Origin of the sequence: Pseudomonas taiwanensis (assembly GCF_013393345.1) — a bacterium.
In the GTDB taxonomy this organism is placed as follows: Bacteria; Pseudomonadota; Gammaproteobacteria; order Pseudomonadales; family Pseudomonadaceae; genus Metapseudomonas; species Metapseudomonas resinovorans_C.
On sequence record NZ_QJRF01000067.1, the window covers coordinates 90968 to 109544 of the forward strand.

18 protein-coding genes are annotated in these 18577 nt (G+C 65.3%); 7 read left to right on the forward strand and 11 right to left on the reverse strand.

Features of this window, described 5'->3' with window-relative positions; translation table 11 throughout:
* Positions 1 to 96: 96 nt before the first annotated feature.
* The 3 genes from DM872_RS19860 (at position 97) to amn (ending at position 3997) form a co-directional block, all read left to right on the forward strand.
* Positions 97 to 750 (forward strand): TetR/AcrR family transcriptional regulator, encoded by a 654-nt coding sequence (locus tag DM872_RS19860; RefSeq protein WP_179061077.1) that lies wholly within the window; start codon positions 97 to 99, stop codon positions 748 to 750.
* Positions 747 to 2396, forward strand: coding sequence for an acyl-CoA dehydrogenase family protein (locus DM872_RS19865; protein WP_179061078.1), 1650 nt, complete (start codon positions 747 to 749; stop codon positions 2394 to 2396). Before DM872_RS19860 ends, DM872_RS19865 begins: the two co-directional genes overlap by 4 nt.
* A 119-nt stretch (positions 2397 to 2515) precedes the next feature.
* Positions 2516 to 3997 carry an AMP nucleosidase gene (gene amn, locus DM872_RS19870; protein ID WP_179061079.1) on the forward strand — a complete coding sequence of 494 codons (1482 nt, stop codon included), beginning with the start codon at positions 2516 to 2518 and terminating at the stop codon, positions 3995 to 3997.
* 38 nt (positions 3998 to 4035) lie between these two features.
* Here the strand turns inward: amn and DM872_RS19875 are convergent, their stop codons facing one another.
* A complete protein-coding gene (locus DM872_RS19875; protein WP_179061080.1) occupies positions 4036 to 5100 on the reverse strand; it encodes an MBL fold metallo-hydrolase in 1065 nt (354 codons plus the stop codon).
* Between the two features lie 135 nt (positions 5101 to 5235).
* Here DM872_RS19875 and DM872_RS19880 point away from each other — a divergent pair, with 135 nt between their 5' ends.
* Positions 5236 to 5802 carry a pseudouridine synthase gene (locus DM872_RS19880; RefSeq protein ID WP_179061213.1) on the forward strand — a complete coding sequence of 189 codons (567 nt, stop codon included), beginning with the start codon at positions 5236 to 5238 and terminating at the stop codon, positions 5800 to 5802.
* Between the two features lie 131 nt (positions 5803 to 5933).
* On the opposite strand, the gene DM872_RS19885 is transcribed toward DM872_RS19880, so the two are convergent.
* The 5 genes from DM872_RS19885 to DM872_RS19905 form a co-directional block, all read right to left on the reverse strand.
* A complete protein-coding gene (locus DM872_RS19885) occupies positions 5934 to 6137 on the reverse strand; it encodes a DUF2788 domain-containing protein (protein WP_077525185.1) in 204 nt (67 codons plus the stop codon).
* A 175-nt stretch (positions 6138 to 6312) separates the two neighbouring features.
* Positions 6313 to 6792, reverse strand: a complete 480-nt coding sequence (locus DM872_RS19890) for an Lrp/AsnC family transcriptional regulator (RefSeq protein ID WP_016490763.1) — start codon at positions 6790 to 6792, stop codon at positions 6313 to 6315.
* A gap of 333 nt (positions 6793 to 7125) precedes the next feature.
* On the reverse strand, positions 7126 to 7545 hold the full coding sequence (locus DM872_RS19895) for an MAPEG family protein (RefSeq protein WP_179061081.1): 420 nt from the start codon (positions 7543 to 7545) through the stop codon (positions 7126 to 7128).
* 59 nt (positions 7546 to 7604) lie between these two features.
* Entirely contained in the window at positions 7605 to 8492 is an 888-nt protein-coding gene (locus DM872_RS19900; protein ID WP_179061082.1) for a cation diffusion facilitator family transporter, read from the reverse strand.
* Between the two features lie 130 nt (positions 8493 to 8622).
* Positions 8623 to 9042 (reverse strand): polyribonucleotide nucleotidyltransferase, encoded by a 420-nt coding sequence (locus DM872_RS19905; RefSeq protein ID WP_179061083.1) that lies wholly within the window; start codon positions 9040 to 9042, stop codon positions 8623 to 8625.
* A gap of 126 nt (positions 9043 to 9168) precedes the next feature.
* Between DM872_RS19905 and hrpB the strand changes: the two genes are divergently transcribed.
* Positions 9169 to 11694 carry an ATP-dependent helicase HrpB gene (hrpB, locus tag DM872_RS19910; protein ID WP_179061084.1) on the forward strand — a complete coding sequence of 842 codons (2526 nt, stop codon included), beginning with the start codon at positions 9169 to 9171 and terminating at the stop codon, positions 11692 to 11694.
* A 51-nt stretch (positions 11695 to 11745) separates the two neighbouring features.
* Here the strand turns inward: hrpB and DM872_RS19915 are convergent, their stop codons facing one another.
* From DM872_RS19915 to DM872_RS19930, 4 genes are read right to left on the reverse strand one after another with little or no spacing between them, the layout of a single operon-like run.
* A complete protein-coding gene (locus DM872_RS19915; RefSeq protein WP_179061085.1) occupies positions 11746 to 12870 on the reverse strand; it encodes an agmatine deiminase family protein in 1125 nt (374 codons plus the stop codon).
* 56 nt (positions 12871 to 12926) lie between these two features.
* The gene (locus tag DM872_RS19920) at positions 12927 to 14030 is read right to left on the reverse strand and encodes an extracellular solute-binding protein (protein WP_179061086.1); all 1104 of its coding nucleotides are present in this window, start codon (positions 14028 to 14030) and stop codon (positions 12927 to 12929) included.
* A 2-nt stretch (positions 14031 to 14032) separates the two neighbouring features.
* Positions 14033 to 14941, reverse strand: coding sequence for an N-carbamoylputrescine amidase (gene aguB / locus DM872_RS19925; RefSeq protein ID WP_179061087.1), 909 nt, complete (start codon positions 14939 to 14941; stop codon positions 14033 to 14035).
* 4 nt (positions 14942 to 14945) lie between these two features.
* Positions 14946 to 15995 carry an agmatine deiminase family protein gene (locus DM872_RS19930; RefSeq protein WP_077525177.1) on the reverse strand — a complete coding sequence of 350 codons (1050 nt, stop codon included), beginning with the start codon at positions 15993 to 15995 and terminating at the stop codon, positions 14946 to 14948.
* Positions 15996 to 16129: 134 nt separating this feature from the next.
* Here DM872_RS19930 and DM872_RS19935 point away from each other — a divergent pair, with 134 nt between their 5' ends.
* Positions 16130 to 17032 (forward strand): LysR substrate-binding domain-containing protein, encoded by a 903-nt coding sequence (locus tag DM872_RS19935; RefSeq protein WP_179061214.1) that lies wholly within the window; start codon positions 16130 to 16132, stop codon positions 17030 to 17032.
* A 111-nt stretch (positions 17033 to 17143) separates the two neighbouring features.
* On the opposite strand, the gene DM872_RS19940 is transcribed toward DM872_RS19935, so the two are convergent.
* On the reverse strand, positions 17144 to 18229 hold the full coding sequence (locus DM872_RS19940; RefSeq protein ID WP_179061088.1) for an endonuclease/exonuclease/phosphatase family protein: 1086 nt from the start codon (positions 18227 to 18229) through the stop codon (positions 17144 to 17146).
* Positions 18230 to 18318: 89 nt separating this feature from the next.
* Here DM872_RS19940 and DM872_RS19945 point away from each other — a divergent pair, with 89 nt between their 5' ends.
* Positions 18319 to 18567: a CDGSH iron-sulfur domain-containing protein gene (locus DM872_RS19945; RefSeq protein ID WP_179061089.1), complete on the forward strand. Its 249-nt coding sequence runs from the start codon at positions 18319 to 18321 to the stop codon at positions 18565 to 18567.
* Positions 18568 to 18577 lie beyond the last annotated feature (10 nt).

An 18577-nucleotide genomic window follows, 5' to 3' on the forward strand; every position in this document is an offset into this window, starting at 1 on the left:
GAACCCGGCATATATGGCATTAAACGCGGCATTTATCCCACTTCCTGCAAGGTCTGAATCCTGATTCACTGAAAGAAGTGAATCAGGATTCAGATCATGGCCTATCGCACCACCACCTCCCGAATCGACCGTGACCAGGCGCTACGCAGCCGCATCCTGGCCTGCGCCCAGGCGCGGGTGGTGGAGGGCGGGTTTGCCGCATTGACCATGCAGGCGCTGGCCGAAGACGTGGGCATTGCCACCGGCAGCCTCTACCGGCACTTCTCCAACAAGGGCGAACTGGCTGCGGAGGTCTTTGCCCAGGCCAGCCAGGTGGAAGTGGACAGTCTCGCAGTGGTGCTGCGCGGCGAAGGTTCGGCCGCAGGCCGGCTGGCGCGTGGGTTGCGTCAGTTCGCTGCACGAGCCTGGCACAGCCGGCGACTGGCTTTCGCCCTGATCGCTGAACCCGTGGACCCTGAAGTGGACGAGCAGCGCCTGCTCTATCGCGAGGCCTACGCCGACCTCTTCTGCCAACTGCTGGAGGAGGGCCGGGCGCGCGGTGAGTTCCAGGTGCCCTCGATTCCCCTGACTGCAGCCTGCCTGGTCGGCGCCATCGCCGAATCCCTGGTCGGCCCGCTGTCGCCCCCGGGCCGCGCAATGTGCGACGCCGAGCATGATTCGGACGACCTCGAGAGCGTCTGCGCCAACCTCGTTACCTTCTGCCTGCGCGCCCTGGGCGCCAGCCAACCTGTTAAGGAGAACCTGCGATGAGCCTGCACGAATTCGCCGAAACCCACGAAGTCTTCAACCAGGTACCGCCGCTGGATGGCGCCAACCTCTATCGCGTCGACCTGCCGCTGCAGGAGTGGGTCCGCCGCTATCAGGGCGGTTGGGCCGATGAGCGCCTGGAGGCCTACGGGGCCCTGGCCGGCGGTCCGCTGATGAGCGCGGGCTTCCTCGCCAACGAGAACAAACCGGTGTTCAAGAGCCATGATCGCTACGGTCATCGCATCGACCTGGTGGAATTCCACCCGGCCTACCACGAGCTGATGCGCGCCTCCATCGAGCACGGCATTCCTTCGATGCCCTGGACCGATCCGCGCGCCGGCGCCCAGGTTGCCCGGGCCGGTCTGAGCTACCTGCACAGCCAGGCCGAAGCCGGCACCGGCTGCCCGCTGACCATGACCTTCGCCAGTGTGCCTGCCTTGCGCCTGCAGCCGGAGATCGCCGAGAAGTGGCTGCCGAAGATCCTTTCGACCGAGTACGACCCTCGCAACCTGCCCATGGAGCAGAAGTCCGGTGTCACCATCGGCATGGCCATGACTGAGAAGCAGGGTGGCACCGATGTTCGCGCCAATACCACTCGCGCCCATCCCGTCGGCATCCCGGGGCCAGGCCAGGCCTACGAGCTGGTGGGCCACAAATGGTTCTGCTCGGCGCCGATGTGCGATGCCTTCCTGACCCTGGCCTACACCGACAAGGGTCTGTCCTGCTTCCTGCTGCCCCGCCACCGGCCGGACGGCAGCCGCAACGAGTTCTATATCCAGCGCCTGAAGAACAAGCTGGGCAACTGGTCCAACGCCTCCAGCGAAGTGGAGTACCGCGGCGCCCTGGCCTGGATGGTAGGAGAAGAGGGCCGTGGCGTACCGACCATCATCGAGATGGTGTCCCTGACCCGCTTCGATTGCATGATCGGCTCCAGCGCGCTGATGCGTCAGGCCCTGACCCAGGCCGCGCACCATTGCGCCTACCGCAAGGTCGGCGGTCGCGTGCTGGCGGAGCAACCGCTGATGCAGAACGTCCTGGCCGACCTCGCCCTGGAAAGTGAAGCCGCGCTCGCCCTGACCATGCGCATGGGACGTGCCCTGGACAATGCCCACGACGAGCAGGAAGACAAGTTCGCTCGCCTGGTGACCGCCGTGGGCAAGTACTGGATCTGCAAGCGCGCGCCCGCGATGATCAACGAGGCCGCCGAGTGCCTGGGCGGTGCGGGCTACGTGGAGGACACCATCCTGCCGCGCCTTTACCGCGAAGCCCCGGTGAACTCCACCTGGGAAGGCTCCGGCAACGTGCAGTGCCTGGATGTGCTGCGCGCGCTGTCGAAGGAGCCCGGTGTGCTCGATGCGCTCTTCGCCGAACTGGGCGACGGCCATGGCGACGCCCGCCTGGCGTCGTTCATCGGCAATCTGAAGAAGGGCTTCGCCGACACTGCCGACATCCAGTATCGCGCCCGCCAGCTCACCGAAGAGGTGGCCGTGGCATTGCAGGCCAAGCTGCTGCTGGAGGCCGGCAACGCGACGGTCGCCGATGCCTTCATCGCAAGCCGCCTGGGCGATCACGGGCGTGTCTATGGAACCTTGCCACGCGGGGCCGATGTCGAGGCCCTGGTAGCCCGTTCGACGCCACACCTGGCCTGATTTCCAGTTCTGCCACCCGCCCTTGCGACGGGTGGCGCCAGGGGCGCGGCGTCCTGCCGAATCGTTCTATGCCTTTACCTGTCCAAGCAGGCAAGATAGGTCCAGAGCGAACAGACAGGATGCCGACCGTGAGCCTCGAACCGAATGATTTTGTGATTGCCGAAACCGCCGAGGAAGCCGTTGATCGCCTCGCCGAGCTGCACAGGCAGGCCACTGGTGCCCTCAGTCAGGCGTTGAAACACTACATCAAGGAACGCATCGAGCCGAGCGCCGCCCAGCGCGCCTCATTCCGCTACCCGCTGCTGCGCATCACCTACCGTTGCCAGGGCGAGGTTCCTTCCACGACCCGGGCCTTCGCCAAGATTCAGGTGCCGGGTAACTACAGTGTCACCGTCACCCACCCGGACGCCTTCCGCACCTATCTCCTGGAGCAGTTGCGCCCGTTGATGCACGACTTCACCGTGCAGGTCGAAGTGGGGACCAGCCAGCAGAACATTCCGTACCCCTACGTGGTGGAACATGGCGAGGAGTTGGCGGGGTCCGGGGTGACCGCCGCCGAGCTGGCGCGGGTCTTCCCCAGTACGGACCTTTCCGCCGCCACCGATGGCGTAGCCGACGGCCTCTACGATTGGGAAAACGCCGACCCGCTGCCCCTGGCCCTTTTCGACGCCGCGCGGGTGGACTTCTCCCTGCGCCGCCTGGTGCATTACACCGGCAGCGACTGGCGCTACGTCCAGCCGTGGATCCTGCTGACCAACTATCACCGCTACGTCGACCAGTTCATTCGCCACGGCATCGATCAACTGCGAGAAGACCCGCGCTTCGTGCGCATGGTCCTCCCGGGCAATGTGATCGTGGAGCGCGGCATGGACGAGGGCGAGATGCAGGCCATCGTCGACGGCGTGATCTGGCACCGCTACCAGATGCCGGCCTACCACCTCATCGCCGCCGACGGCCACGGCGTAACCCTGGTGAACATCGGCGTCGGCCCGTCCAACGCGAAGAACATCACCGACCACCTGGCCGTACTGCGTCCGCACTGCTGGCTGATGATCGGCCACTGTGGCGGGCTGCGGCAGTCGCAGACCATCGGCGACTACGTGCTGGCCCACGCCTACATGCGTCGCGACGGCATTCTCGACCGGGTGCTGCCGCCTCACATTCCGTTACCGGCGCTGGCCGAAGTGCAGCAGGCACTGCAGGAGGCCGCGGCGCAGGTCACCGGCGAGCGCGGCGAAGACCTCAAGCGGCGCTTGCGTACCGGCACCGTGCTCACCTACGACGACCGCAACTGGGAGCTGCGTTGGGCCCAGGAACGGCCGTTGATCAACTTGTCGCGGGCCGTGGCGGTGGACATGGAGAGCGGTACGGTGGCGGCCCAGGGCTACCGCCTGCGGGTGCCTTACGGGACCTTGCTGTGCGTATCCGACAAGCCCCTGCACAGCGAAATCAAGCTGCCCGGCTCGGCCAGTGCTTTCTACCAGCGGGCCGTCAGCCAGCACCTGCGCATCGGCATCGCCGCCCTGGACCTGCTGCGTAACCAGCTCAATTCGCTGCACTCGCGCAAGCTGCGCAGCTTCGACGAACCGCCGTTCCGCTAACGTTCAACAAGAAAAAGGGCCGCATTTTGCGGCCCTTTTCATTTGAGCGGAGTAGGAGCGTGCGGCATGGGCGGAATCAGCCACTGATAGCCCGGCGTCGGTACGCGGAACACCTCCGCTTCCACCTTCCAGTCGGCCAAAGCCTTGTCGAGGTCGCGGAGCGGGGCGAACTGGCCTTCGTCGGTCAGGTTGAAGGTGCCGAAGTGGATGGCCAGGCTGTGGTGGGATTCCAGTTGCTGGTGCGCCTGCACCGCATCGTCCGGGTTCATGTGGTTGTCGCGCATGAACCAGCGTGGCGCGTAGGCTCCGATGGGCAGTGCGGCGAAGCGCATCGGCCCGAAGCGCTCGCGAATGAGGCGAAACTCCGGTCCCAGGCCGGTATCCCCGGGGAACAGGAACGGGCCGTCGGGCGACTCGATGACAAAGCCCATCCACAGCGTTTCATTGGTGTCGCTGCGGGTCCGCGCCGACCAGTGCTGAACCGGCACCGAATGGAGCTTCAGTCCACCGGCCAAAGGCAGCTCCTGCCACCAGTCCAGTTCGACAGCCCGCTTGAAACCGGCCTCGCGGATCAGCATCCCATTGCCCAGGCCGCTGACGACCGTCGCCTGCGGGAAGCGCTCCACCAGTCCGCGCAGGCTTTCCAGATCGAGGTGGTCGTAGTGGTTATGGCTGACGAGGATCAGGTTGATGGGGGGCAACTGATCCAATTGCAGGCCAGGCGGGTGATGGCGCTTCGGGCCCACGAAGCTGAACGGGCTGACCCGCTGCGACCACACGGGGTCGGTCAGGATGTTCAGCCCACGATGCTGGATCAGCAGCGTCGCGTGGTTGATATAGGTGACGCGGAGTTCGTCGCCTTCCACGCGTGCGGGAACATCGGGCGGCACGGCAGGGCCCGGCTGGTCGAGCCAATCTGCCTGCTTCTCACGGCTGAACTGCCAGCGCAGGAAGGAACGCAGGTCCTTGTGCGGCTTGGGCTCAAGGTTACGAAAGCGGCGGCCGTCGAAATTGTTCGATGCCGGCCCTCGGTAGGGCGAACGGTGATAACCGGCGAGAGTCATCAGGTTGATCAGCCAGGTGGGGCGCAGCGCACGCGGCATGGCGTTCTCTCTTGCGGCGGGAAGGCAGTCAACCTAGCATGCCTCTCCCATTTCCAGACCGCCAACCCGTTTCCAGGCATGTCGCGCCCAACTCGCCCCTCCCGCCCCGTTTCCCGCCCCGCTGCGCCTCGTCGTGTGGCCAAGGCGCCGCCGGTCGAGCCGCGCCTGGTGCTGTTCAACAAGCCCTTCGACGTGCTGACCCAGTTCAGCGACGGCGAGGGCCGCGCGACCCTCAAGGACTACATCCCCATCCCCGGCATCTACCCAGCCGGCCGCCTCGACCGTGACAGCGAAGGCCTCCTGCTGCTGACCAACGATGGCCAGCTGCAGGCGCGCATCGCCGATCCCAAGCACAAACTGGCCAAGACCTATTGGGTGCAGGTGGAAGGGGAACCCAGTGAGGAGCAGCTGAAACGGCTGCGTGAAGGTGTGGAGCTTAACGATGGCCCGACACTGCCCGCCGAAGCCCGTCAGATCGAAGAGCCCGCGCTCTGGGAGCGCAACCCGCCGGTGCGTTTTCGCAAGAGCGTGCCCACGGCCTGGCTGGAACTGGTGATTCGCGAGGGGCGCAACCGTCAGGTGCGGCGCATGACTGCTGCAGTGGGCTTGCCGACGCTGCGTCTGGTGCGAGTGCGCATCGGGCCCTGGAGCCTCGAAGGGCTGGGGTTGGGAGAGTATCGCGAAGTGCCGGCCAAGCTCTGAGCCGCGTTGCTGCGCGTCGGCGACACGGCGTTGCTCACAACCTCAGAATGCTCATTTACAGTCGTAAACTCCGCTTTCTCGAATGTGAGCGCCTTGTCTCGCGCTAGCTCGCGAACGCGGTAGTACCGTCCTCAAAGGCCTTCGATACTGCCGATCACCAGCGTCTTGATGACGAAGCCCAGCACGCCCAGTCCGAGGGCCAGGAACAGGATCATGGTGCCGAAGCGGCCGGCCTTGGACTTCTTGGCCAGGTCCCAGACGATGAAGGCCATGAAGGCCACCAGCACGGCGATCATCGCCGTCATCATCAACTCTTCGAACTTCTCCGGACTCATCTCGCACCTCTTGGACTGAATACAGGCTGCACCCGCCGGGCCGAGGGCCGGGCGGAAAGCGAGGCGGTGCGCTTGTGATTCCGTGAGCCGGAAGGCTCTTGTGAGGCGGGGCCACGCGAGGGGTGCAGCAAAGCGCGGCGATTATACGCCAAGCCGCCTGCCGCGCGAGGCCCGTTCAGCCACGCAGATGACCCAGGGGCAGTTCGGTGCTGCTCAGCACCTGATTGAGCACGAAGCTCGACCGCACGCTGGTTACCCCTTCGATCCGGGTCAACTGGCCCAGCAGGAACTGTTGGTAGTGGTCCATGTCCGGTACCACCACTTTCAATTGGTAATCCGCCTCCATGCCGGTCACCAGGCTGCACTCCAGTACCTCGGGGCACTGGCGGATCACTTCCTGGAAGTGCTCGAAACGTTCCGGTGTGTGCCGGTCCATGCCGATCAGCACGTAGGCAGTGAGGCTGAGGCCGAGCTTCTTGCGGTCCAGCAAGGCGACCTGGCGGACGATGTAACCGTCGTCCTCCAGTTGCTTGACGCGCCGCGAACAGGGCGAAGGTGAAAGTCCGATCCGTTCTGCCAGCTCTTGATTGGAGATGCGCGCGTCGCGCTGCAATTCGGCGAGGATCTTGAGGTCGTATCGATCGAGCTTTTCCATTGAGTGGGGCGTCGCGTTTATTTGGTTGCGGTAAATATTGCTACTTTAGTGATTAATTGCGCAAGTGATGCTTGTATGAGCAATCTTCGCAATCATTCGTCGCGCTTGTCGCCGTAATATTTCTCTCAGTTTCAAGGCCCGGACAGCAAGTCCACCCGACCCGCCCAATCAGGTGCGTCGGCGCCGCCGATCCAACCGGTTCGAGCAGGCACCCGGGTCCGCACTGCCCAATCAGGCAGGCGATGAAAGCGGCGACACAATCGCCAGCACAGGACGAATTTCCCGAAGGGGGCCCGCTGTATGGGGCTCCCTTTTTTATTGGTTGCTCGGACGTCAGGCAAACCCGGCCAGCTTCAGCAACCACCAGGCCATGATTGCCAACTGCACGAAGAAACCGGCGAATCTCAGCCAGACGAACAGCGCGCTGGTGCTGATGAGATGCGCGACGGTCTGGAACAGGCGAGCGCCCAGCAGCAGGCCGGCAAGTGGGTCGGTGATGACGGTCTGTTCGGTGGTGATCGCGTAGAGCAGCAGCGCAGCCTGCAGCGGCAGGTTTTCCACGGTGTTTGCGTGGGCGCGGACCAGGCGTTGGCCGAAAGCGCTGGGCGTATTGCTGCCATCGGCGGCGAAGGCGTTGACCTTCATCCGCCCGGCCAGCACCAGCAGGCCGCGCTGGTTCACCATCAGGAAAACCAGCAGCAGACTCCAGGCCACCAGGCCGAGCAGGGTGACGGCAGAAAGCGACAGGGGCATTACGGACTCCTCGTTCTTGTTATGAAGCGAGCGAGTCTAGAAGTTTTAGAGCAATTGCTCTAGTCGTGTTTCACCACTTCGCTGGGGTCGGCGTGCACCAGCACTTCGGCGCGTGGGTACTGGGCGGTGATGGCTTCCGCCGCCGCCTCGCACAGTGCGTGGGCGCGGGATAGCGTCAGTTCACCCGGCAATTCCAGATGCAGTTGCACGTACCAGTGATTGCCGGAAATGCGCGTGCGCAGGTCATGCGCGCCAAGCACGCCGGGAACCCCACAGGCGAGCCGGTGCATGTCGGCGCTGATGGCCGGGGTCAGCTCCTCGTCCATCAGGACCGAGATCGATTCCCGGGCAATACCGATCGCGCTCCAGAGGATGTATCCGGCAATGCCGATGCCGAACAACCCATCGGCCTGCTGCCAGCCGAAGCTCGCCAGCACGAGGGCGAGGAGGATGCCGCCATTGAGCAGCAGGTCGGAGCGATAGTGCAGCGCATCGGCGCGGATCGCGGTGGAGCCGGTGGCGCGGATCACCCGCCGTTGCAGCATCAGCAAGCCGGCGGTGAGCGCCAGCGACAGGATCATCACGCCGATGCCGAGCGCTTGCGCGCCGAGCGGTTCCGGGTCTTTCAATCGCTCGTAGGCCTGCACGGCCACCAGCACGGCACTGACGCCGATGAACAGCGCCTGGGCCAGGCCTGCCAGGGCCTCGGCCTTGCCATGTCCGTAACGGTGGTCGTCGTCGGCCGGCTTCAGCGCGTAGCGCACCGCCAGCAGGTTGAGCAGTGACGCCGCGCTGTCCATCAGCGAGTCGGTAAGGCCGGCCAGCAGGCTGACCGAGCCGCTCATGGCCCAGGCAATGGCCTTGGCGATGACCAGCGTAATGGCAACGGCGAGCGAGGCGCGGGTGGCCAGGCGCAGCAAGTGCGCGTGCTGGCGGGATGAAGTCATGCCGGCTCCGGCTTGAAATGGATGAAGTCCTTGGCCAGCGTCTCCAGACTCACGGCGGAGATTGCGGCCTCCGATGATTCAAGGTGCCGTGCGGGCCGCCGAAGAACAGCCCGCACGAGGCGCCTGCATATCAGGCAGCCGGGCGCAGACCGTACGCCGCCAGTTGCTGGAGGTTGCCGCTGCGCTGGAGCAGCTGCGGGTTGTCCAGCGGCAGGTCGTGGCCGGTTTCACGGGCGATGATCGACTTCAGGCGGACCGGGTCGACCTTGCCGTCGGCGCCGATGGCTTCGCGCAGGGTTTCGGGGGCGACCTGTGCGGTCTGGCCATCGGGCAGGTAGATCGCGCCGGTGGCGAAGTCCACGGCGAAGGCGATCAGGCCGGGAATCACATAGAAAAGAATGCCGATAGCATCCAGCGCCGCGACCACGGGGTCGATCTTGCCTTCGATCTGGCCACGACGATCCGGATAGAAGAGCGTGCCGCAGGCGGTGAGCTGGGTGAGCAGAGCAGCGGCGACGGCGCCGCCGATCCAACGGGAAGCAATGCGCATATGCATCTCCTGGTCGAAAGATCGCAACTATACCAAGGCGTTCGTTGCAAAACTGCCTGGTTCATTTAAGACCCCGGCAAGGAACTGGCGGTTCGCCGGTATACTTCGTGCCTGCCTGGAGTACCCATGAATCCCCTACCCATCGATGCCGTCCTGCCCGACCTGCGGGCCGCCCTGCAATCTCGCCACGAAGCCGTGCTCGAGGCGCCGCCCGGCGCCGGCAAGACCACCCGCGTTCCCCTGGCGTTGCTGGACGAATCCTGGCTCGCCGGACAACGCATCCTGATGCTGGAACCGCGTCGCCTGGCCGCCCGTGCTGCCGCCGAGCGCCTGGCCAGCGAACTGGGCGAATCGGTGGGCGAAACAGTCGGCTACCGCATCCGCCTGGAATCGAAGGTCGGCCCGCGCACGCGCGTTGAAGTGGTGACCGAGGGCATCCTCGCTCGTCGCCTGCAGGAGGACCCGGCGCTCGAGGGAGTGGGTCTGGTGATCTTCGACGAGTTCCACGAGCGGAGCCTGGATGCCGACCTCGCCCTGGCCCTCTGCCTGAACGGCCGCGCTTTGCTGCGCGACGAGCCACCGCTGAAAGTGCTGCTGATGTCCGCCACGCTGGAGGGCGAACGCCTGTCGCGCCTGCTGGACGAGGCGCCGGTGGTGCGCAGCGAAGGGCGCATGTTCCCGGTGGAGCAGCGCTGGGGGCGCGCTAGCCAGCCGGGCGAGGCGCTCGAACCCAGGATTGTGCAGACCGTGCTCCAGGCGCTGGCCGACGAACCCGGCAGCCTGCTGGTGTTCCTCCCCGGGCAGGCGGAGATACGCCGCGTGGCCGACCAGTTGGGCGAGCGGCTCGACGGCCGCGCCGACATCCTGCTCTGTCCGCTCCATGGCGAACTGGACCTGGCCGCCCAGCGCGCGGCCATCGAGCCGGCTCCCGCGGGTAAGCGCAAGGTCGTGCTGGCCACCAACATCGCCGAGACCAGCCTGACCATCGACGGCGTGCGCGTGGTGGTGGATGCCGGGCTGGAGCGGGTGCCGCGCTTCGACCCGGCCAGCGGCATGACCCGGCTGGATACCCAGCGCATTTCCCGCGCCTCGGCGACCCAGCGCGCGGGACGGGCCGGCCGCCTGCAAGCGGGCGCCTGCTACCGGCTCTGGTCCGAGTCCCAACATGAGCAACTGGCGGCTCACGGCAGCGCGGAAATCCTCCAGGCCGATCTCGCTGGCCTGGCCCTGCAACTGGCTCGCTGGGGCATCGCCGATCCCAACGAACTGGCCTGGCTCGACCCGCCTCCTGCCGCCGCCTACGCCCAGGGGCGCGATCTGCTGCAACGCCTGGGTGCCCTTGGCGAAGACGGCGGCCTGACCCGGCACGGCCAGGCCATGGCTGAGCTGCCTGCCCATCCGCGCATCGCCCATTTGCTCTTGCGTGGCCAGGCGTTGGGGCTCGGTTCCCTGGCCTGCGACCTCGCGGCCCTGCTGGGCGAGCGCGACATCCTGCGCGGCGGCGGTGCCGACCTGCATAGTCGCCTCGCGCTGCTGGCGGGCGATGATCGCGCGGCACGGGGCGCCCGTGGCGGCGTACAGCGCGCCCGTCAGCTGGCGCGGCAATTCCGCTCCTACCTGCGTGGCCCGGCCAGTGAGCTGGTGGCCGACCCGGAGCACCCGCGCTGGCTCGGCTGCCTGCTGGCCTTCGCCTACCCGGACCGGGTCGCCCAGCAACGCCGTGCCGGGGGCGCGGACTATCGCCTCGCCAATGGACGTGCTGCCACCTTCGGCGAGCCGGATGCGTTGATGAAGGAGCCCTGGCTGGTGATCGCCGATCTCGGCAGTCGCCAGGGCCAGCGCGAGGAACGCATTTACCTGGCGGCCGACCTCGATCCGACGCTGTTCGACAGTGCCCTGAGCGAACAGGTAAGCCGCCAGGACCTGCTGGACTGGGACGAGCGCGAAGGTGTGCTGCGTGCCGAGCGCCAGGTCAGGATCGGCGAGTTGGTGCTGGCCCGCGAAGCGCTCTCTGAACTGGACGACGCGGCGCGTTCGCGGGCCCTGCTCGGGCTGGTGCGGCGCAAGGGACTGGAGCTCCTGCCGTGGACGCCCGAGCTGCGCCAGTGGCAGGCGCGGGTGAACCTGCTGCGTCGGCTCGACCTGGAAGGCAAGGGTGAGAGCGAGTGGCCGGATGTCAGCGATGCGGCGCTGCTGGCGTCGCTGGAAAACTGGCTGCTGCCCTATCTGGGCAAGGTTTCGCGACTGTCGCATTTCGCCAGCCTGGAGCTCTCCGGCATCCTCCAGGGGCAGCTGCCGTGGCCGCTGCCACAACGTCTGGATGAGCTGGCGCCGCGCACCCTGCAAGTGCCTTCGCAGTCGAATATCCGCCTGGACTACCACGAGTTCCCGCCCGTTCTGGCGGTACGCCTGCAGGAGCTGTTCGGCCTGGCCGACACCCCGCGCATCGCCGGTGGCCGCCTGGCGGTGAAGCTGCATCTGCTCTCGCCCGCACAGCGCCCGGTACAGGTGACCCAGGACCTGGGCAGCTTTTGGCGCAATACCTATGCGGATGTGAAAAAAGATCTGAAGGGCAGGTACCCGAAACACTATTGGCCCGATGACCCGCTGGTGGCAGAGCCGACCGCGCGGGCCAAGCCGAGGAAGTCGTAGCGCTATGCCGAGGGGAAGGGCGGCAGTAAACCGCCCTTCAGCATCCGGGCCTCAAACGAGCGGAAGGTTCTTGGTGACGCAATGGATGCCGCCGCCGCCAGCGGCGATCGGGTCGATGTTGATCTGCTCCACCACGCGGCCCGGATAGAGTTTGGTCAGCAGGTCCTTGCAGTACTTGTCCGCCGCCGCGTCGCCGAACTGCGGGGCGATCACCGCGCCGTTGATGGGCAGGAAATTAATGTAGCCCGGCGCGAAATCCGGATTGTTACTGGTGTACTGGTTGCTGCGCACCTTCAGGGGCGGCGGCAGGGTGTGGACCACCAGCTTGCGGCCGTCGGCATCGGTGGCTGCGTTGAGGATTTCCAGGTGCTTGCGGGTCACCGCGTAGTCGTAGGACTTCGGGTCGTTGTCGAGGTTGGCGATCACCACGCCAGGTTTGACGAAGCGCGCATAGAAGTCGACGTGGGCGTCGGTGATGTCCTTGTCCTTGATACCCGGCAGCCAGATGATCTTGCGCAGGCCGAGGTTGGCCTTCAGTTCGGCTTCGACCTGCCCACGGGTCATCCCGGGGTTGCGGTTGCTGTTGACCCAGCAGCTCTCGGTCATGATGGCCGTGCCATGGCCGTCGACTTCGATGCCGCCGCCTTCACCGACCAGCGCGCTGCGAATGTAGCTGGCTTCCATCTTATAGCTGAGGGTGTCCGCGACGCGGGTGTCGTTGGACGCGGTCTGCTTGTTCCCCCACCCGTTGAAGTTGAAGTCCACCAGGCCCAGGCCGCCGGCCCCGTCGACCACGAAGCAGCCGCCGTAGTCGCGTACCCAGACGTCATCCAGCGCAATGGTCAGGAACTCGATGTTGGTGGTGCCGCATTTGCTCTTGGCCTGCGACAACTGACTGGCCCGGCACAGCACCGTCACCGGCTGGTACTTGGCGATGGTCTTGGCCAGTAGGGCAATGGTGTTGTTGACCGCGGACTCCCAGCCCTCCCAGACGCGGGAGGAGGCGGCGAACGCGAGGATGACCCGTTCCTGCGGACCGTGTTCGTCGGGCATGTACCAGCTACCGGCCAGCGCCGCGGGTACGCGGGCCGCCCCGAATCCGAGGCCAAGGGAGGCGACTGCGCCGATTCCGCTGGCAGCCATCAGCTGCTTGATGAAGTCACGACGTGTAGACATGGATGTTCCTCTGTTGAGTGGGGCGGGCCGGTGTACTCGGGGGATGCTTTGGCGGATCAGTCGTGAATGGACGTCTTGAAGGTGGTCCATGCGCGCATCCGTGCGCGCATGTCGCGCTGCGGGATGTCCTTGCCGGGGATCAGTCGGGCGTAGGTGGCTTCGTCGACATAGATGTCCGGGTTGTTGCGCATGTCGTCAGCGACCATCGGCCGGGCCTTGGCGCTGGAGGTCGGGTAGCCGGTGGCATTGCTGATCGCCGCCATGTTCTCGGGACGCATGATGAAGTTGATCAGTGCGTAGGCGTATTCCGGGTGGCGGGCATCGGCCGGGATCGCCATGGTGTCCATCCACACCGTGGTGCCCTCCTGCGGGATGCGGTACTGGAAGTGCGTCGCCTTGCCGGCCTCATCCGCGGTGCGCTGGGCCTGGGTCATGTCGCCGCTGTAGCCGAGCGACAGGCAGATATCGCCGTTGACCAGCTGCGTGACCGGCTGCGACTGGAACTTGCGGATGTAAGGCTTGATGCCCTTGAGCAGTGCGACCGCCTCGGCCAGCTCGGCGGGCTTCGCGCTGCGGGGATTGTGGCCGAGGTAGTTGAGCACCACGGCCAGCACCTCATCCGGCGAGTCGATCATCGAGATGCCGCAGTCGGCGAACTTCGCCGCAAACTCGGGCTTGAAGATCAGGTCCAGGCTGTTGACCGGTGCACCGGCCAGGCGCTTGTCGATCATTTCCTGGTTGTAGGTGATGCCGATGGTGCCCCAGGTGTAGGGCACGGTCGCCTGGCGCGAGTACGGGTAGCGGGTCTGCAGCGTGCGCAGGCCGGGCTCGATGTCATCCAGGTGTTCGAGCTTGGCCTTGTCCAGCTTCTGCAGGGCACCTGCGCGCATCAGCCGCTCGGCCACGGTGTCGCCGGGGAAGATCAGGTCGTAGCCGCTGTTGCCGGACATCATCTTGGCTTCCAGCGTCTCGCTGCTGTCCATCACGTCGTAGATGACCTGGATGCCGGTCTCCCGGGTGAAGGCACTGAGGGTTTCCGGAGCGAAGTAGTCCGCCCAGTTGTACAGGCGCAGGACCTTGTCCTCGGCCTGGGCGGCAAGATGTGCGCCGCCCAGGCCGAGGGTCAGCGAGACGATCAACAGCTTCTTGGAGGTGTTCATCTTCAGGCTCCCTGGCGCTGCCAGTGTTGGTGGATTTGGCGGCCATCCAGCCCCAGCAGCGGGCCGTACATTTCCGGGCGGCGATCACGGTAGATGCCCCAGTTAAGGCGCTCTTCGCGCATGGCTGCGAGGTCGAGCTGCTGCACCAGCACACCGGTGCTGTCGCGGTCGGCCTCCGCCAGCAACTTGCCCTTGTGATCTGTAATGAAGGACGAGCCGTAGAAGCGCATCCGCAGTTCTGGATCAGTGGTCGCCACTTCCTCGCCGACGCGGTTGGCGGCGATCACCGGGAGGATGTTGGCGGCGGCATGGCCACGCTGGGCCACTTGCCAATGGTCGCGGGAATCCAGCCCGGCAGCGCCTGGCTCGGAGCCGATGGCCGTGGGATAGAGCAGCACTTCGGCGCCCATCAATGCCAGGCAGCGGGCGGTTTCAGGGAACCACTGGTCCCAGCAGATACCCACGCCAATGCGGCCGAAGGCGGTATCCCAGATGCGGAAACCGGTATCGCCGGGGCTGAAGTACTCCTTCTCCTGGTAGCCGATGGCATTGGGGATGTGGGTCTTGCGGTACACACCGAGCAGATGGCCGTCGGCATCGGCCACCGCCAGGGAATTGAAGTAAGCGTTGCCGGAGCGCTCGAACCAGCTCAGCGGCAGCACCACGCCCAGTTCCCGGGCCAGGTCGGCAAAGCGCTTGAGTATGGGGCTGCGGCCATATTCCTGGGCCAGTGCGAGGTGCTTGTGGTCCTGTTCGATGCAGAAGTATGGGGTGGCGAACAGCTCCTGCAGGAGGATCAGCTGCGCGCCCTTGGCGGCGGCCTCCCGCACCAGTTTTTCGGCCTGGTCGAGGTTGCTTTCCAGGTCCCAGCTGCAGGCGAACTGGGTGGTTGCGACGGTGAGCATGGTCATCGCATCACCCCTTCAGCGGCCAGGCCGGCTGTTGCTGGGTGATGCAATGCACGCCGCCGCCGCCATGGGCCAGCTGGTTGATCTGCACCGGCACCACTTCGCGGCCGGGGAACGCCAGGCGCAGGGTCGCGGCTGCTTCTTCGTCGGCGGCAATGCCATAGGCCGGCATGATGATCGCGCCATTGGCGATGTAGAAGTTGGTGTAGGAGGCGCAGAACACCTCGGCGTCCTGGTCCACCGCCTCGCTGGCTTCATAGAGCTCGAGCATTTCGAAGCGGCGCCCCTGGGCATCGGTGGAAAGCTCCAGGGCACGACGGTTCTCGCGGGCCACCCGGGCGTAGTCCGAGGACTGGTCGCGGGTCGCATCGATCAGCAGCGCACCCGGACGCGCGAAGGCGCACACGCCATCGACGTGTCCGTCGGTCATGTCACCGGTGATGTACTCGGGGTCGCCCGGCAGCCAGATGGTTTTCTTCACGCCCAGCAGGCGAGCGAAGATTTCCTCCATCTCCACCTTGCTCATGCCCGGGTTGCGGTTGCCGTTGAGCAGCACGGACTCGGTGGTGATCAGGGTGCCCTGGCCGTCGACATGAATGGCGCCGCCCTCGTTGGTCAGGACGGTGTCGAAGCATTCCAGGCCCAGGTGGCCGAGGATGCGCCGGGCCAGGCTTTCGTCCAGGTCGAAGGCTGACTTGCCTCCCCAGGCGTTGAAGCGCCAGTTGACGCCGGCGGTGCCCAGGCGCGGATGGCAGACGAAGCTCGGGCCGGAGTCGCGGCACCAGCTGTCGTTGATCGCCAGCTCGATCAACTCGACGTTCGGCCCGCACAGCTCTTTCGCCCGCGCCACGGCGGAAGGGTCCACTACCATCTTCACCGGTTCGAAGCGGGCGATCGCGTTGGCCACTCGGGCGAAGTCGACCTGAACATCAGCCAGGGTCACGCCCCAGCCGTTTTCCCACAGTGCCTGGTTATGGGGAAAAGCCATCCAGGTGGCAGCGTGCGGAACCCATTCGGCGGGCATGACCCAGCCGTTCTGCGAATCGGAGAATTGCATACAAGAGCCTTCAGTTAAGATTTTGTTATCACTGATGAACCGCAGATGCGGTGATGGCTTGCATGCTAGGCCTGTAAAAACGGTCGAACAAACGATAGATTTTGCAGATTACTGATTAGTAGGACTTATCGATGATGCTGAAGCACTGGCCACCTCTGAATGCTCTGCGTGGCTTTGAAGCGGCTGCGCGCCTGGGCAGCTTTCACAAGGCCGCCGAAGAGCTGCACCTCACCCAGTCCGCCATCAGCCAGCAGATTCGCAGCCTGGAAAGCTTCCTCGAACAGCCCCTGTTCTTCCGCAGCGGCCGTAGCGTGGCGCTGACCGACGCTGGCTTCGACCTGCTCAGTACCACCCAGTCGCTGCTGCAGCAATTGGCCGTGGGTATCCGTCGACTGGACCAGTACCGCAAGCCCAACCAGTTGGTGGTCAACACCACGCCGGCCTTTGCCCGCCATTGGCTGGTGCCGAACCTGGCGGACTTCCACAAGCAGCATCCACAGGTTGACCTCTGGCTGCTGACCACCGATGAAACGCCGGACATGGCCACCCAGACCATCGACATCGCCGTGCGTGACGACCTCACCGCGCAGGCCGAATGCAGTTACCGCGTGCTGTTGGAGGATCGTCTCTATCCCGCCTGCCATCCCAGCCTGCTGGACGTGGCAGAGGCGGCGCGCACCACCCTGCATGGTGAGCGCGAAATGGACTGGAGCCACTGGGAAGTGCAGGGCGGCGCCGATATCGGCCAGCACAGCCAGGGCCTGAACTTCTCCGATCCCGGCCTGCTGCTGGATGCTGCCTGCCAGGGGCTGGGGATTGCCCTGGTCAGCCAGCTGCTGGCCGGACGCGCGCGCGATCAGGCGCTGCTGGTCCCACTGGCGGAGCAGACAGTACGTGGGCCGAACTGGAGCTGGCTGGTGCACCGCGACAGCGAAGGCGACCCGCTTACCCGCAGTTTCTGCGAGTGGCTGCTAGGCGCGCTCGAGGCCGATATGAAGCACGGCTCTGTGCACGTGGGGCTGGCTGGTCGCTGTTAGGCCTGCTCGAAGCCGATACGAAGCACGGCTCTGTGTAGGAGCGAGCTTGCTCGCGAAGGTTGGCACAGGAGGTTCGCGAGCAAGCTCGCTCCTACAAGTGCGCCACGCACCTCAATGCCCCGATGGCAGGAAGAACCTCGCCGTCAGCGGCAGATGGTCGGAGATGCGCAGGGTGTCCTGCTGGCGCACGCGGGCTTCGATGCGGGTCAGACTGGGGCTGTGGAAAACGTAGTCCAGTGTGCGGTCCGGGCCTTTCACCCGTGGATCGTTCGGGAAGTGTGTGAACCACTGCGTCTGCTGTGCGCCGCTGGCTTCCGTGATGCTGGGAATCATCGGGTAGCGGCTCCACAGCGCTTTCAGCTCGCTGTCACGGAGATAACGGCTGCGTTGGGCTTCGGATAGTCGCTCGTACTGGCCGGGTGGCAGCTGGTTGAAGTCGCCGGCCAGCACCCAGGGCACGCCTTCGCTCTGCAATTGGTCGAGCAGGCCGCGGGTCATGGCCACCTGGCGCTTGAGGGTTTCCTGGTCGGCGGCCAGGGCATCCAGGTGGGTGTTGATCGCGGCCAGGCGTCCACCGCCGCGAATCGGCAGGTAGCTCACCAGCAGCGCGCGTTTCTTGTCGAACTGGCGACTGATCGGGTCGTTCTCTTCCAGCGGCAATTGCAGGCGTTCGGCACTCTCGATGCGGAAGCGGCTGAGGGTAGCCAGCTTCATGCCGACGCTGCCGAGGATGTGCGGATGCGGCACGAAAGCGGCCTTCCAGTAGAAGGCCTGGCTGGCGCACGGGTAGAGATCGGCCAGGCGTTCCTGGAGCAGGGCCAACTGATCCTGGTAGTCGGTGGCGCGGGCGCCTTCGTGCAGTTCCTGGAGATTGACGATATCCGGCTGCTCTTCACGAATCACCCGGACGACCTCGTCGAGGCTGTAGGCCAGGTCCTCCGCGGTAGGGCGCTCGTCCGGGCCATTGCCCTCGGGCAGGTCGTAATAGAAGACGTAGCGCTTGCCGGCCAGGTACTGCAGGTTCCAGGTCATCACCTTGAGCGCCTGGCCGGGTTGCAATTGCGGGGCCTCGGCCTGACAGGCCAGGATGGCCGGCTCGCGGGCTGCGGGATGCCAGGTCAGCGCATAGATCAGGGCGATCACGCCGATCGCGAGAATCGACAGGCAGAGCAGAGCGAAACGCAGGACTCGGGGCATCGTCTGGGGCTGGCATCTATGCTGGAAGAGGGCGAGCATAACCGAGCCGCCGCCGCGGCCCAAGCCGAGGCGCGCCCGGGAGGAACGCCATGAACAGCGAAGCCTGGATCGCGCAGAAGGGCCCCTATGAAGTCGAGGTGGTGGCAGGCAAGGACTACTTCTGGTGTCGCTGTGGCCGGAGCCAGCAGCAACCATTCTGTGATGGCTCTCACAAGGGCACGGGCCTGGCGCCACTCAAATTCCATGCAGATGTCAGCGAAACCCTGTATTTCTGTGGGTGCAAACATAGCCACTCGCCACCTTGCTGTGATGGCACCCATAACGAACTACAAGACTGATCCGGGAGCC

Coding starts and splice junctions, on each gene's coding strand:
- DM872_RS19945 (WP_179061089.1), top strand. CDS start 18,319: ATGAACAGCGAAGCCTGGATCGCGCAGAAGGGCCCCTATGAAGTCGAG.
- DM872_RS19940 (WP_179061088.1), bottom strand. CDS start 18,229: ATGCCCCGAGTCCTGCGTTTCGCTCTGCTCTGCCTGTCGATTCTCGCG.
- aguB (WP_179061087.1), bottom strand. CDS start 14,941: ATGACCATGCTCACCGTCGCAACCACCCAGTTCGCCTGCAGCTGGGAC.
- DM872_RS19905 (WP_179061083.1), bottom strand. CDS start 9,042: ATGCGCATTGCTTCCCGTTGGATCGGCGGCGCCGTCGCCGCTGCTCTG.
- amn (WP_179061079.1), top strand. CDS start 2,516: ATGCCGACCGTGAGCCTCGAACCGAATGATTTTGTGATTGCCGAAACC.
- DM872_RS19935 (WP_179061214.1), top strand. CDS start 16,130: ATGCTGAAGCACTGGCCACCTCTGAATGCTCTGCGTGGCTTTGAAGCG.
- DM872_RS19920 (WP_179061086.1), bottom strand. CDS start 14,030: ATGAACACCTCCAAGAAGCTGTTGATCGTCTCGCTGACCCTCGGCCTG.
- DM872_RS19900 (WP_179061082.1), bottom strand. CDS start 8,492: ATGACTTCATCCCGCCAGCACGCGCACTTGCTGCGCCTGGCCACCCGC.
- DM872_RS19860 (WP_179061077.1), top strand. CDS start 97: ATGGCCTATCGCACCACCACCTCCCGAATCGACCGTGACCAGGCGCTA.
- DM872_RS19885 (WP_077525185.1), bottom strand. CDS start 6,137: ATGAGTCCGGAGAAGTTCGAAGAGTTGATGATGACGGCGATGATCGCC.
- DM872_RS19890 (WP_016490763.1), bottom strand. CDS start 6,792: ATGGAAAAGCTCGATCGATACGACCTCAAGATCCTCGCCGAATTGCAG.
- DM872_RS19915 (WP_179061085.1), bottom strand. CDS start 12,870: ATGTCTACACGTCGTGACTTCATCAAGCAGCTGATGGCTGCCAGCGGA.
- DM872_RS19895 (WP_179061081.1), bottom strand. CDS start 7,545: ATGCCCCTGTCGCTTTCTGCCGTCACCCTGCTCGGCCTGGTGGCCTGG.
- DM872_RS19865 (WP_179061078.1), top strand. CDS start 747: ATGAGCCTGCACGAATTCGCCGAAACCCACGAAGTCTTCAACCAGGTA.
- hrpB (WP_179061084.1), top strand. CDS start 9,169: ATGAATCCCCTACCCATCGATGCCGTCCTGCCCGACCTGCGGGCCGCC.
- DM872_RS19875 (WP_179061080.1), bottom strand. CDS start 5,100: ATGCCGCGTGCGCTGCGCCCCACCTGGCTGATCAACCTGATGACTCTC.
- DM872_RS19930 (WP_077525177.1), bottom strand. CDS start 15,995: ATGCAATTCTCCGATTCGCAGAACGGCTGGGTCATGCCCGCCGAATGG.